Genomic DNA, 15120 nt, shown 5'->3' with positions numbered 1-15120 from the left:
ATATAGAACTTTGTTCTTTATAGCTATTTTTATTTCGAGGAGGACACATAATTATGGAAGTACAGTCTACACGATTAGGTTTATTAGAGGTCGATTCCTCCGACATTATCCGCTTCGAGCAAGGAATTCTTGGTTTCTCAGATTTTAAGGAATATGTTTGGCTTCAGGCTGTAGGATTTAAGGTCGAGATTGATTTGTTGCAAAGTGTTGATGATGCGGATTTGACGTTTATCGTAGTTGATCCATTTAAATATGAGTCTGATTATGGGTTTGAATTGTCTGGAAATTGGAAACATAAGCTTGAGATTGAGTCAGAGCATCAGGTGGCAGTTAGAACGATCGTGACAATTAAAGGTGAGGAGCGAATGACAACAAACTTGAAAGCTCCTATCATTATTAATACAGAATCTCGGCAAGCTGCTCAGGTCGTATTGGAAGGTGTTTCATACGATGTACAGCATCCGATAGGGGGCGAATCGTAATGCTCGTATTAACAAGGGGCAAAGGTCAGAAGATTATGATTGGAAATGATATCGTATTAACGGTAGTTGAAGTGAACGGCGATCAAGTTCGTCTTGGTGTAGATGCTCCCTCCGACATTTCAGTATATCGAGAAGAGATTTATCTGAGCATAAAGGCACAAAACGAAGCTGCGTCGAAGGAAAGCTTGTCCGCAGAGGACTGGGGTGCAATCAGCAGTAGTATTTTAAATAAAAAACGATAAAAAATAAAAAAATGTTTATCAGCTATAAACTTCGTGAACGTGAAGCCGATATAATAAGTAATAGGTCAAATGTAATGATTCTATCGGCCGAAGAACATGCTTTGACTAGTAGGGTGTGAGCAAGGAAGCGAACACCATAACACGATTCCAGGGAGGAACTTAATCATGCGTATTAACCACAATATGAGTGCATACAATGCACACCGTCAATTGTCTTTCAACAACACTCAACAAGGTAAATCTTTGGAGAAATTATCTTCTGGATACCGTATCAACCGTGCTGCTGACGATGCAGCTGGTCTTGCAATCTCCGAGAAAATGCGTAACCAAATCCGTGGCTTGGAGCAAGCTTCCAAGAACTCTTTGGACGGCATTTCCTTGATTCAAACTGCTGAGGGTGCATTGAACGAAACTCACGCTATGCTTCAACGTATGTCTGAGTTGATGGTTCAAGGTGCGAACGAAGTATTGACAACTTCAGATGCTGCTAAGATCGATACTGAAATTTCACAATTGTCTCAACAAATCACTTCCGTTGCTGAGCAAACACAATTCAACCAAAAGAAACTTATGGCTGAAGATATTACACTTACATTCCAAGTTGGCGCTAACGAAGGTGAAGTAATCGCTGTTGACCTTAAGAAAGCAGATGCAACAACACTTGGAGTTGCAACTTTGACTCCTCTGGAAGGTGTTGGCGCTACAGAGCTTAACGCTAAAGCTACAGAGAACTTGACGAAGATTCAAACTGCAATTAACACAGTATCCGGTCTTCGTTCTAACCTTGGTGCTGTTCAAAACCGTCTTGAGCACACTATCAACAACTTGGGTACAACAGCTGAGAACTTGCAAGCAGCTGAATCCCGTATCCGTGATGTAGATATGGCGAAAGAAATGAGTAACTTTACGAAGAATAACATTCTTAACCAAGCTGCAACAGCAATGTTGGCGCAAGCTAACCAGCAGCCACAAGGTGTACTGCAATTGCTCCGTTAATTTGGGACAAGGCCGGCCGGTTTTCCGGCCGGCTTTTTTTATGCTTAGAGTACCTTTACCTATTTCATTATAGAAGTATGAGGTGGAATTCATGCGGATTGATTCTGTTCAACCGACATTGTCCATGTTCCCTTCAGGCAAATCTGAGCCGACTTCACAGGAAACGGGCATGGCGGCAGAGCTGGCAAGCACTGAGGTTAAGAAGAAATATACAGTAGAAGAGTTAGTAGATAAGTTCAACAATGCGATGCAGGAAAACCAGACACATATCAAGGTAAAGATGCATGACAACATGAATGCCATCATGGTAACTATTGTTGACAGCAGCACAGATGAGGTTATTAAAGAAATACCTAGTGAGAAAATGCTAGATATGATGTATAACATTTGTGTGAAAAATGGTCTGTTTCTAGATGAAAAAATTTAAGTAAGGAGGAGAGGGTTATGGCAATAGGCGGACCGATTCGCGTTAGCGGATTTTCTTCTGGTATGGATATTGAAAAACTTGTAAGTGATATGATGCGAGCGGAGCGACTTCCACTAGATAAGCTGCATCGTCAAAAGCAGTCACTTGTTTGGCAGCGAGAAGAATATCGTTCAGCCAATTCAACAATGCTTTCGCTCCGAAATAGTGTCACAGACTTGCGCATGCAAGGTGAATTTACAAAAGTAAAAGTCACATCTTCTAATACCAATGTTGCAGATGTTTTATCAAACAAGCCTACAGCAACTAGTGCTGTAGTAGATGTTAAGAGCCTAGCTACTGGGGCATTAGTAATTGGTGACCCTGTTACTCATGATCTGAAAAATCCAGTCACTACGAGTGGGACGTTCACAATTCAAAATAAAGATGGTGCGACTAACACTACCATTAACGTGACGGCAGGTACTTCAACAATTAAGTCAATTGTTGCGGATATAAATGCTGCTTCTGGTAATACAGGCGTACGTGCGTATTTTGATGAGAATACTAAGAGATTCATGCTAAGTTCTGCTGAATCGGGCAGTGCAGCCAAGGTTACTGTGGGCGGTACTGGCTTGAAAAGCATACTTAATATGGACGCAGCAGCGGCAACGGGTAAAGATGCTGAGTATACGATTAACGGTCAACCGACGACTATTAAGTCTTCTAGTAATACGGTTGATATTAATGGGATCTCGGTAGCTTTAAAAGGAACGGGAACATTTACGTTAGGAACGAATGTAGACCAAGCAGGTGTTAAAGAAAAAATCAAGGACTTTGTAGCTAAATATAATGACTTAGTGGACAAATTCTCTGAAGCTACTACGACTCGTCCGAACCGCGGTTATCAGCCGCTTACTGACGCAGAACGAGATGCGATGTCAGACAAGCAAATTGAGCAGTGGGAGAAAAAGGCGAGACAAGGTACCCTTTATAGTGATGACTTTCTAGAGAGTGCTGTAAATGAACTACGAGTGGCGATCCGGACCCCACTAGCAGGTGTGGGTAAGGATGACATTAAGCTTCTTTCAGATATCGGGATTAAGCAGTCTTCGGATTATAAGAAGAATGGTAAGCTTGAAATTAATGAGGCGAAGTTAGACGAAGCGCTTAATACAAAGTTTGATCAGGTAGTTACACTCTTTACAAAATCATCAAACACACCAGCCAATTCAGCTGCTAACACTGCAACTAGACGTAGTGAGCAAGGATTTGCAGAGCGAATCTATGAAGTAGCTACGAAAAGAATTGATAGTATAGGTAAGAGGATTGGCTCTTCTACTGTGTCCATGGAATCTATGGATGAAAGCTTAATGGGTAAAGAATTAAGAGCATTAAGCCGCAAGGAATCAGAAATTAAGGCACGCCTTGTAGATATCGAAAATCGGTATTACAAGAAATTTACTGCCATGGAAAAGTCGCTTCAAGGATTGAACAATAAAGGAAGTTGGTTATCGCAGCAGTTAGGCGCAATGTGACGTAACAAAAGATTGACTGATGGAGAGATGAATGATGATGTATAACGCTAAGCAACAAGATCAGTATTTGAAAGTTAAGGTAGAGACAGCTAGCCCAGGTGAATTGACTTTGTTGTTATATCAAGAAATGGTTAAGTCTCTGCTGAAAGCGAAACATTTATTTGCTCAGCAACAATTTGAGGAAATGAATCGCTTCATATATAAGGCGAGAGATATAATTAATGAGCTTACAATCACATTGAATATGGAGCATGCGATTGCTCGTGAGTTATATGATTTGTATATGTTTTATCAGCGTCACTTGACTGATTTCATGATTCAACGCAATGAACAGTTGTTAGACGATGTGTTGGAGTTCTCTAAAGAGATGGTGGAAACGTGGAAAGAGGCATTATTAATCGTTAGGAAGAGTGGACAGCATGTCACTGTCTAATAATGGGAAAGATTGGGTGGCGGAGTGGCTTATGCAACTCAAGGATTACTACCTAGAGATTCTTAAGGAGCCTTCTTTCGAAGCTTATGAAAGAGTCTCTTCTCATATTAATAAATGCTATGAAGAATTGGCCATATATTCTATCGGTCCTGAACACAAAACTGAACTGCAAGAAATTCAGCGTTATCATCATCAACTCATAGATATTATTCAATTCGAACAGTCACAATTACGCAACAAAATGGATTTGCTAGATAGGAAACAAGCTGCTAATAATCAATATCAGCGGTATCAAGCTAGCCAAGAATCATTTTTCTTGGATAGAAAACAATAAACAATAGGAGGAACTACCGTGCGCTTATTTAGATCTAGACTGCTAGCAATGCTACTTGTATTTGTATTAGCATTTACTAGTTTGCCTCTAGCAACGATTTCAGCTGCAACAGGTACTCATACGGTATCCGTTAACAAGTCAGCACCGGCACAATTGAAAGAGGGTGGCGAAGCTGAAGTTACATTGCAAGTAAAAGGAAGTCCACCAGTTGGTTTTGTAAAGCCAAATGATGTTATTCTCGTCATTGACCGTTCGGGAAGTATGGGTGCGAGCCATCCAGAGAACAACGGCGAAGATAAAATGAAAAATGCGAAAGAAGCAGCTCAACATTTCGTCAATATGCTTGATCAGACGAAGATGCTTGACCCAACGAAACACCAAGTTGGTATAGTCGACTATAGTGCTTCGGCTAGCACTAAGCCTTTATCTACAAATGCTCAAGAAATTAATGCTTACATAGAAACTTTAACTGCAGGTGGTGGTACAGCCACTCATGATGCTATTGCTAAAGCAAGAGCAGAATTAAATAACCGCCGTTCCGGTGCACAACCGGTAATTGTATTGATGACAGATGGAGCAGCAAATTCTTTCCCAGATGCATTACGAGAAGCTCAAGCTGCGAAAAATGAAGGTATTGTGTTCTACACAGTTGGTTTGTTGACTCAAGGCGGCAGAGACAACGAGAGCATCAAACAACTAATGAGAAACATGGCTACAACTGAGAAACACCATTATATTGAATATAGTTCTGATAAATTGAAACAAGTCTATGAAACCATCTCGAAAGAAATCGGTATAGCGAGTGCGTATAACGTAGTGATTGAGGATGTCTTGTCTCCTGAATTCGAGATCGTTCCTGGTTCGTACGAACATAATATTCCTGCACCAGTAGTAGCAGGCAATAAAGTGACTTGGAAGTTCAATGAGCTTAAAGAAGAGTTATTAACTCTAACATTTAAAGTTAAGCATAAACAAAATGGTTCCATTGGAAAGGTTTCTTTGGGGGAAGGGCCAATTCAAGTAAGTTATAAGAATCATTTGGATCAACAGCAAAGTTTCCAAGTGAACCAGCCAACTGTTGATGTATCTCTTCATGGTCCCGAAGTAACATCTATTGAGCCTAACCTAGGTGCTAGCAAGGGTGGAGAAACGATTACAATTAACGGTAAGAACTTCAAAGCTACGTCTACTGTGTCCTTTGGTAATAACGTAGTAGCAAATGTAGAGTTTGTAAGTTCTGAAAAGTTGGTTGTTACAGCTCCAGCTGGTCAAGCAGGGAAGGTTAATGTTACTGTAACGAATCCAGATGCTCAGAAAGCTGTAGTAAGCCAAGGGTATGAGTATCTGCATCCAGTGCCTGTACTTACTAGTATTACACCTAATAAAGGTGATATGGCAGGTCAATATTACGTAACGCTTGCGGGAGAAAACTTCCACAGTGGTTCGGTCGTTAGCATTAACAACGTTCCAGCTAGAACTGTTTTTATTTCAAGTAAAGAACTTCGAGCTCTAGTTCCAGCTAGTACAGTACATGGCCCTGTTGCCGTGAAAATTGTTAATGGTACTCTGTCTGAAGTATCGGCTGAAGGAGCATTTACATATAATGCGCCGCCAGTACCAGAAAAACTTGAACTTATGAACATTACTCCGGATAACGGAGCTATGGCAGGTAACTATTATATTACGCTTACTGGTAAAGGTTTTACTAAAGACTCTAAAGTATCTATTAACAATACAGAAGTAAGAACGATATTTGTTTCTGCAACAGAATTGAGTGCGCTAGTACCAGCTGCGCAAAAAGCAGGAGCGGTAGATGTTAAGGTGTCGAATGGTGCAAACAATGAAGCAGTAAAAGTAGGTGGCTTCACGTACAATGCGCCGCCAGAGCAGAAAACACCAACAATTACAAGCATTACTCCAGATAACGGGGCAATGACAGGTAATTATCAAATTACGATCGCAGGTACAGAATTCCATAACAAAGCGGTTGTACACATTGGTGGAACGCCGGTTACAACACAATTTGTCTCTGCAACAGAGTTGAAGGCGATAGTGCCTGCGACGAACAAACCAGGGGCAGTAGATGTAAAAGTAGTAAACAGCACAGGTTATGAAGTAGTAAAAGCGAATGGCTTCACATACAATGCACCACCAGTTGTGAATCCAACAATTACGAGCATTACTCCGAATAATGGAGCACTGTCAGGGAACTACTACATCACAATTAAAGGAACTGAGTTCGATAAAGATACGAAAGTATCCATTGGTGGAGTAGAAGCAAGAACGGTATATGTTTCTGCAACAGAATTGAGCGTGCTAGTACCAGTAGCACAAAAAGCAGGAGCAGTAGATGTAAAAGCAGTAAACAGCACAAAAGGTGAAGTTGTTGTAGCAGGCGGCTTCACGTATAACGCCCCTCCAGAACAAAAGGCACCGACGATTACAAGCATTACTCCAGACAACGGAGCAATGGCAGGTAATTACCAAATTACGATCGCAGGTACAGAATTCCACAACAAATCAGTTGTGCACATTGGTGGAACACCAGTAGCGACAGAATTTGTATCCGCAACAGAGTTGAAAGCACTTGTACCAGCGACAAATAAAGCTGGCGCAGTAGCGGTAAAAGTAGTAAACGGACCAGGGTTTGAAGCAGTAAAAGATAATGGCTTCACATACAATGCACCACCAGTTGTGAACCCAACGATTACGAGCATTACTCCGAATAATGGAGCATTGTCAGGGAACTACTACATCACAATTAAAGGAACTGAGTTCGATAAAGATACGAAAGTATCCATTGGTGGAGTAGAAGCAAGAACGGTTTATGTCTCTGCAACAGAGTTGAGCGCGTTAGTACCAGCAGCGCAAAAAGCAGGAGCAGTAGATGTTAAGGTTGTAAACGGTACGAAGGGTGAAGCAGTAGCAGCAGGTGGCTTCACATACAACGCGCCTCCAGAGCAAAAAGCACCAACGATTATAAGCATTACTCCAGACAATGGAGAAATGGCAGGTAACTACCAAATCACGATCGTAGGTACAGATTTCTATAGTAAATCCGTCGTGCATATTGGCGGAACAGCAGTGGCAACACAGTTTGTATCTGCGACAGAGTTGAAGGGTCTTGTACCAGCAACAAAAACACCAGGTCCTGTAGCAGTAAAAGTAGTAAATGGTGCAGGATTTGAAGCGGCAGTAGACAATGGTTTCACATACAATGCACCACCAGTTATTACTCCTACAATTACAAGTATTTCTCCAGATAATGGAGTAATGGCAGGAAACTACTACATCACAATTAACGGTACAGAATTCGATAAAGCAACGAAAGTGTCCATTGGTGGAGTAGAAGTAAGAACGGTTTATCACTCAGCAACTAAATTGGAAGCATTGGTACCAGTTACGCAAACAGCAGGAGCTGTAGAGGTTAAAGTAGTGAACGGTACGAAGGGCGAAGCAATTAAAGTGGATGGCTTTACGTATAACGCGCCACCAGAAGAACAAGCCCCAACGATCACGAGCGTTAGCCCAGATACAGGAGCGCTTGCGGGTAACTATTACATTACGATTACGGGAACAGGATTTACTAAACAATCCAAGGCATCTATTAATGGAGTAGAAGTAAGAACAGTTTATTATTCTGCAACAAGAGTTGATGCGTTGGTACCTACAGCACAAACACCAGGAACTGTGGAAGTAAAAGTAGCAAATGGAACAAAAGCTGGGGTAAAAGCAGATGGCTTTACGTACATCGCGCCACCGACGCAAACAGCTCCAACGATTACAAGCATTACTCCAGACAACGGAGCAATGGCGGGTAATTACCAAATTACGATCGCAGGTACAGAATTCCATAATAAATCGGTTGTGCATATTGGTGGAACACCAGTAGCGACAGAATTCGTATCTGCAACAGAGTTGAAAGGGCTTGTACCGGCAACAAAAACACCAGGTCCTGTCACAGTAAAAGTAGTAAACGGTACAGGATTTGAAGCAGTAGTAGACAATGGTTTCACATACAATGCACCACCAGTTGTGAACCCGACAATTACAAGCATTACTCCAGACAATGGAGCATTGTCAGGCAACTACTACATCACGATTAACGGAACAGAGTTCGATAGAGAAACGAAAGTATCCATTGGTGGAGTAGAAGTAAGAACGGTTTATTTCTCGGCAACAAGAGTGGATGTGTTAGTACCAGCAGCGCAAACAGCAGGAACTGTAGAAGTAAAAGTAGTGAACGGTACAAAAGGCGAAGCAGTAAAATCGGACGGTTTTACTTATAAGTCATCTGGTGGCCAGCAAGGACAGGCACCGACAGTAACTAGCATTAGTCCTAACAGCGGTAAAACATCTGGCAATTACTATATTACTATTAATGGAACAGGCTTTAATAAAGCCACAAAAGTATCCATTAACGGTGTAGAAGTAAGAACGGTTTACTTCTCGGCAACAAGAGTAGATGTGTTGGTTCCACGTACACAAGTTGCAGGAGCTGTAGATGTTAAAGTAGTCAATGGTTCAGGTGAAGTAGTTGTTACAGGTGGATTTACGTATCTGTAAATAAGAGGATGAGCAGGTGCATTGCACCTGCTCATTTCCATTTTAGAAGAGAGGTAGATGATAGAAGATGCTTCCTATATCCGTATGTATGATCGTAAAAAATGAAGAAAAGCATATCCGTCAAGCGATAGAGTCTGTAAAGCCATATGTAAAAGAGGTGATTGTTCTTGATACAGGTTCTACAGACAATACGGGATGCATTGCAGCAAATAGTGGAGCACGGGTGTACGGCATGACCTGGAATAATAGCTTTGCAGATATGAGGAATGCGTGTATATCCTATGCCAATCAACCATATATTCTTGTGCTTGATGCAGATGAGCGACTTAGTTTATGTGATATGGAGATTATGGAACAAGCTCTTCGTATCATGGAACAAGGTAAAGGTTATGCGGGTGATGTGGTTATTAGAAGTTCAACTCAATCAGGGGAGATTTCTGAGTCTACCATTACTCGATTATTTCCAAATCGACCAGATTATAAATATCAGGGAAGAATTCATGAACAGCTAGTTTATAAGCAAGAAACCATTAAATCTATTCGGACAGGCATTGTAATTGATCATTTTGGTTATGAGGATGAAGAAATCCAGAGTAAAGACAAATACAGACGTAATCTTGCATTGATCCAAGCTAGCTTGGAAGCCAATGAAAATGACAGCTACTTATTATTTCAATTAGGCAGAACCTATTATGTAATGAAAGAATACCAATCCGCAGCTGTGGCACTTACGAAATGTATAGACAGCATGGCTTCTACCAAACAGCATTATTTAAGTACAACCTATTTGACGCTCGGATATACATATATCCATTTGAAAGAGTGGGGACTATTCGAAAAATGTCTAAATGATGCTATTGATATTTACCCCGATTATACCGATTTATATTATATGTACGGTACAGCACTTGTAGAGGCAAAAAATCCAGAATGGTTACCGTATATTCCAGACGCATTTATGAATTGTTTGCAGCTTGGGGCTCCGACGTCTTCAAAGTATGAGACGGTTGCAGGAGTTGGTACGTATAAAGCACATTACAATCTGGGAGTGTATTATGAGCTGACTGGAAATATAGAACTTGCGTTATATCACTATGAACAAGGCAACTCGTACAATTATGAACTAGCCAATCAATCGGTAATACGATTAAAGCAGCTAATAAAGGGATGATACGATGAATAATGATACGATTTCACTATGTATGATAGTCAAAAATGAAGAGCATTGTTTGGAGCGCTGTCTAGAAAGTGCTAAACATGTGGTGGACGAGATCATTATTGTAGATACAGGTTCGAATGATCGGACTAAACAGATTGCTAGTCGTTATACGCAGCATGTGTATGATTTTGAATGGAACGAAGATTTTGCAGCAGCGCGGAATTATGCCATAGGTCATGCGACGGGAACCTACATCCTTCAACTGGATGCAGATGAAATAATTATAGATACTAACAATGAATTGCAATCAGGTTTGGTTAAAGATTTTTATAACGTTAGTATCCACAATAAGGTGGATTCAGGTGAAACTATCATTCATCAGTTCGCAAGATTGTTTAAAAATACACCAAAGTATAGATATGTGGGAGCCCTACATGAGCAAATTCCAGTTAATTACGAGACGGAGCAGTGGGGGGCATTATCCAGCTATATTGAACACGATGGATATCTTCAGAAAAATGTACAGTTAAAAGATAAATCTACTAGAAATATGCGCATTCTTAAAAAGGCTATTGATCGAGAACCAAGTGCATTTAATTACTTTAATCTTGGTGCACAATACATGCAGGATAATCGATATTTAGAAGCTCTTGAAGCACTGAAAAAGTCGTATGCATCGGGAAAAACTACTAGTTTCTCTCAGAAAGTCGTCTACAACATTATCAAATGTCTATTCGAATTGAAAAGATGGGATGAAGCAATACAAGTAGGAGAAGATGCTCTGCAGTTATATCCAAACGCAGTTGATTTATTTTTCTTAGTTGGACATTGCTATTTGGAAGTACATTGTGTAAAAGATGCAGAAAGATGTTTTAAAAAATGTCTGGCAATCGGTGAAAAAGGCAGAGCTGATGATTTTGTATATCAAGTGGGAACAGATTCCTATTTAGCGTTAGTTAAATTAGCCGAAATTGCTGAAATAGAAGGGGATTTGGAAGAGGCATTACGATATTTGGAACGTGCACTGACGTTGTCTCCGGATAATGCGATGATTCTGAATCGTTTATTAGAAGTACAACCGGCTCTCACTTATGAAGAACTAAGGTCTAAACTAGCTTCATTAATTCCATTTAAGCAGGAACATTACATAAAAATCATTGGAGCTCTCTACCATCTGAGAAATCCGCTGTTCGTTACATTTATGGAAGAGGCATCAATAAATGCGTCTCGTCCTATCTCGGTATTTTATTTCTTATGTAAAGGGAATTACGAAGCAGTACAACATGAGCTTTCCATAATTAATGATAACGATAATGTTGAGCCATTTTTAAATGATGTTATTTTACTAGGATTATTGACCGGAGATAGTTCCGTTTTCCAATCCTATAAGTTGAAATTTGGGTTAAGTCAACAAGAAAATAAATGGTTGCAACAGCTTCTCTTATTAGATGAACCAAAAAAGAGCAGCCTGTCTTCAACTTTAAAACATATATGGAAGCAATTAATTAAAGATTTGCTTCATTTACGGAGATACGATCTTTTGGAGAAGATACTTCCTTACGCGTTAGATCCAGAGATGAGATATATAATGAGTGAACAATTTGCTGCCTTTGGCTTTTACGAACCAGCGCTAGACCTTTTAGTTGAGGATAAGCATGCTACTTTCAACTATAAAGTGTTTATGTTGGCAGCCAAATCCTTGGAGAAGATCGGTCATATCTCAGACGCTCTTTATTACTATCAGCAAGCAGCCAATATAAAAAAGAGCATGGATAGCTTATATCGCATGTGGAAACTGCTTAGTGTTAACGTTGCTGAACAACAAATATTAATACGAGAAATGCAAAGGCTTCAACCGCATTCGCGGTGGATTCATCAGCAGCTAATGAAATAATGCACTAAAGGAGATTCGGATATGAATGAAAATACTTTAATGCCTTCGTACATGAAGCAGTTTTCATGTATAGGTGGAGATTGTGAAGATACTTGTTGTGCAGGTTGGAAAATTACCCTCAACAAGGAAGTCTATAAAGAATATAAGAAAACGAAGAATCTAAAACTGAAAAATAAATTAAAAAATAGTATGCGCATGGAAACAGAGGGAACAAAAACAAAAAATGACTATGCATATTTTATATTAGATGATGATAAAAAATGTCCCATGCTTACAAGCGAGAGTTGGTGCTCTATTCAACAAGAATTAGGAGAGGGAGCATTATCCCCTACTTGTGCGACCTACCCTCGTGTCCTTAATCACGTTAGTGAACAATTTGAACTTTCTGCTAATGTATCTTGCCCTGAAATCGCTCGGTTGGCATTGTTCAATGAAAAAGGGATAGATTTTGAACAAATAGATTACGAAGTATCAGGAAATTGGTCCCTCGCACGATTAATTAATACGAATGATACTTCGAATTATCAACATTTATTTTGGTCTGTTCGGATGTTCAGTATTGAAATTACACAAAATAGAAAGCTGGAGCTTTGTAATCGATTAATTATTTTAGGATTATTTATTGATCGTATTCAAAAAGAGATTGATGCAGGAAATACAGTGGATATCGAGACTATAGTTGCGGACTATCGTAATAAAATGTCTGATGTGGGATATATAAATGCAATTCAGAATATTGCGGTTAACACAGATGTGCAAGTTGGAATTATAATGGAAATATTGCAATTTAGACATAAGCAATCTGCGACGAGCAAAAGATATGACCAAGTATTTAATGAGATGAAGATAGGGTATGGGGTTGAGCAAATAGATACTCCCTCTTCTAAACTATTTGAAACTTATAAGCAGAATTTTATGGTCTATTATGCACCATATATGAATCGACATGAATACGTGTTAGAAAATTATATAGTTAACACGATATTCTCTAAAGCCTTTCCTAGTGATTTATCTATAATATTTAAAGAATACACTGCCATAATGATTTATTATGCATTGATGAAAATACATTTGGTTGGCGTAGCTGGATGTCACAATGGATTAGATCATGACATCGTCCTCAGAACGATTCAATCGATATCTAAAACGATGGAGCACAATGCACACTTTGCAAGGAGTGTAATAGATCTGTTGGAGAACAACAAGTTTAATTCGCTGGCGCATATTGCTACTTTGATTAAAGATATAAATGTAACAACAAATATAACCTAGCTTAATAAGTATGTATGGGTTTGCTACTAACGGAGGTTTAACATGCTGACAAGTATTGTCATTTTAACACATAATAAGCTTGACTATACCATTCAATGTATTGAAAGCATTAGAAGATATACTAGGCCTAATAGCTATGAAATTATTGTCGTGGATAATAAATCTACAGACGAAACAGTCCCGTGGTTATCTGCGCAGTCTGATATCAGGGTCATCTATAATGAACAAAATGAAGGTTTTCCTAAAGGCTGTAATCAAGGTATAGAGATTTCCAATGGGGACCATATTTTATTACTGAATAACGATGTTATTGTGACAGAAAATTGGCTAGATAACTTGATTGGATGTTTAACTAGCGATGAAGATATTGGTGCTGTTAGCTGTGTCACGAATCACTGTTCATACGGGCAAACCATACCTGTATCGTATAATAGCGTGGAGTCTATGCAGTTGTTTGCAAAGCAATACAATTATTCTAATCGTAATCAATGGGAAGAAAGATTGAAACTAGTAGGTTTTTGTATGTTAATACGGAAATCTGTCGTAGACCAAATCGGGTTACTTGATGAGAGATTCACCCCTGGTAATTATGAGGATGATGATTACTCAGTTCGAATTAGAAAAGCTGGCTACAAGCTTATTTTATGTAAAGATACATTTATTCATCATTTCGGGAGTGTTTCTTTTAAAGAAAACACTTCGTTCTTACAGTTGTTGGAAAGGAACGTCGGTTTATTTGAGTCGAAGTGGGGATTCAATCCTGATCAATCGCAAATGATTCAAAATGATATCGTGTCTCTGATTAATTGTGAAGCCGATGCCAGTATAAATGTCTTAGAAATTGGTTGTGGCAGTGGCGGAACGTTATTAGCGATAAAAAATAAATTCAAAAATAGTGAATTGTACGGAATAGAGATGAATCCAGCCGAAGCTGAAGTAGCTTCATTGATTGCAAATATAAATGTTGTTGACTTTTCTAATCTAGATCTTGAACTAGAGTTAACTTACCCGGCAGCAACTTTCGACTATATTATCATTTCTGATTCCCTTGCGAAATTGTATGATCCTGAGGCGTTTGTCCGAGAACTGAGGCATTATTTAAAACGAGAAGGTAAATTGTTAATGAAAACTCGGAATATGCTGCATCATTTAGTCGTAACACAGTTTGTGAAAGGTTCCTGGTTCTACTCAGAGCTAGATGCACTAAAGAAACCTAATATCCGCTATTTCACGCAACAAGATGTAAAAACAATGCTTAGCCGTACAGGGTATCAAGAAGAAGTGCTTGTAGGTGTGAAGGGAAGAGAGTCATTAGAGGAAAAATTGTTCATGGAAAAGCTCTCTCTTGTAGGTAATCCTCAATTTTTGGAGCAAACCGAAGCGAAGTATTATATCGTTCAAGCCAGAAAAGATATTTTGGATGATCTAGTAACTGAAATAGATGCGAATAGAAATAACAAGGAACACAATATAGGCATATTGCAGCCATATTCGGCAGAAAAAGTCATCAGTACGATTGTTTCAAAACATGTTGAAAAACCAGTTGAGCTTTTAAATTACTTAGCGGTTACTCATTTTGAACAAGGTTTTTATGACAGAGTCATACCATTTTTAGAGTCGGCGCTTCAATTATCACCTGATGATATAGAAGTACTCTATAATATGACTTACGTTCTTCATTTCTTGGGTGAACAACGCGTTTCAATGACATATGCGGACAGATTGAAGCGATTGGATGAAGCGGCATATACAGACTTGCTTGAATTGTTCGTCACTCCTAGTCATTCTAAATAGCAGCCAT

At 39.4% G+C, this 15120-nt stretch carries 12 protein-coding genes; all 12 read left to right on the top strand.

Going from position 1 to position 15120, the window contains the following annotated elements:
• Positions 1 to 53: 53 nt before the first annotated feature.
• The 12 genes from FPZ44_RS16855 to FPZ44_RS16800 all read left to right on the top strand — a co-directional run bounded on the left by FPZ44_RS16855 (position 54) and on the right by FPZ44_RS16800 (position 15113).
• Positions 54 to 482: a flagellar assembly protein FliW gene (locus tag FPZ44_RS16855; protein ID WP_144991959.1), complete on the top strand. Its 429-nt coding sequence runs from the start codon at positions 54 to 56 to the stop codon at positions 480 to 482.
• Positions 482 to 724: a carbon storage regulator CsrA gene (gene csrA, locus FPZ44_RS16850; RefSeq protein ID WP_144991957.1), complete on the top strand. Its 243-nt coding sequence runs from the start codon at positions 482 to 484 to the stop codon at positions 722 to 724. The genes FPZ44_RS16855 and csrA overlap by 1 nt, the downstream gene beginning before the upstream one ends.
• Positions 725 to 889: 165 nt before the next feature.
• Positions 890 to 1720: a flagellin N-terminal helical domain-containing protein gene (locus tag FPZ44_RS16845; RefSeq protein ID WP_144991955.1), complete on the top strand. Its 831-nt coding sequence runs from the start codon at positions 890 to 892 to the stop codon at positions 1718 to 1720.
• A 91-nt stretch (positions 1721 to 1811) separates the two neighbouring features.
• Positions 1812 to 2147 (top strand): flagellar protein FlaG, encoded by a 336-nt coding sequence (locus FPZ44_RS16840; RefSeq protein WP_144991953.1) that lies wholly within the window; start codon positions 1812 to 1814, stop codon positions 2145 to 2147.
• 17 nt (positions 2148 to 2164) lie between these two features.
• A complete protein-coding gene (fliD, locus tag FPZ44_RS16835) occupies positions 2165 to 3661 on the top strand; it encodes a flagellar filament capping protein FliD (protein ID WP_144991951.1) in 1497 nt (498 codons plus the stop codon).
• A 31-nt stretch (positions 3662 to 3692) separates the two neighbouring features.
• Positions 3693 to 4094 (top strand): flagellar export chaperone FliS, encoded by a 402-nt coding sequence (gene fliS, locus FPZ44_RS16830; protein ID WP_261378400.1) that lies wholly within the window; start codon positions 3693 to 3695, stop codon positions 4092 to 4094.
• Positions 4081 to 4428 carry a hypothetical protein gene (locus FPZ44_RS16825; protein WP_144991949.1) on the top strand — a complete coding sequence of 116 codons (348 nt, stop codon included), beginning with the start codon at positions 4081 to 4083 and terminating at the stop codon, positions 4426 to 4428. Before fliS ends, FPZ44_RS16825 begins: the two co-directional genes overlap by 14 nt.
• A gap of 18 nt (positions 4429 to 4446) precedes the next feature.
• Positions 4447 to 8994 (top strand): IPT/TIG domain-containing protein, encoded by a 4548-nt coding sequence (locus FPZ44_RS16820; protein WP_144991947.1) that lies wholly within the window; start codon positions 4447 to 4449, stop codon positions 8992 to 8994.
• 67 nt (positions 8995 to 9061) lie between these two features.
• Complete coding sequence (locus FPZ44_RS16815) at positions 9062 to 10165, top strand: glycosyltransferase (protein WP_144991945.1); 1104 nt, start codon at positions 9062 to 9064, stop codon at positions 10163 to 10165.
• 4 nt (positions 10166 to 10169) lie between these two features.
• Positions 10170 to 12047 carry a tetratricopeptide repeat-containing glycosyltransferase family 2 protein gene (locus FPZ44_RS16810; RefSeq protein WP_144991943.1) on the top strand — a complete coding sequence of 626 codons (1878 nt, stop codon included), beginning with the start codon at positions 10170 to 10172 and terminating at the stop codon, positions 12045 to 12047.
• Between the two features lie 21 nt (positions 12048 to 12068).
• Positions 12069 to 13319 carry a flagellin lysine-N-methylase gene (gene fliB / locus FPZ44_RS16805; protein ID WP_144991941.1) on the top strand — a complete coding sequence of 417 codons (1251 nt, stop codon included), beginning with the start codon at positions 12069 to 12071 and terminating at the stop codon, positions 13317 to 13319.
• Between the two features lie 42 nt (positions 13320 to 13361).
• On the top strand, positions 13362 to 15113 hold the full coding sequence (locus tag FPZ44_RS16800; protein ID WP_144991939.1) for a glycosyltransferase: 1752 nt from the start codon (positions 13362 to 13364) through the stop codon (positions 15111 to 15113).
• Positions 15114 to 15120 lie beyond the last annotated feature (7 nt).

This window comes from Paenibacillus agilis (assembly GCF_007786455.1).
Lineage (GTDB): Bacteria > Bacillota > Bacilli > Paenibacillales > Paenibacillaceae > Paenibacillus_B > Paenibacillus_B agilis.
Note: the sequence above shows the minus strand (reverse complement) of the source record. Positions and strands in the feature narration are given on the sequence as shown.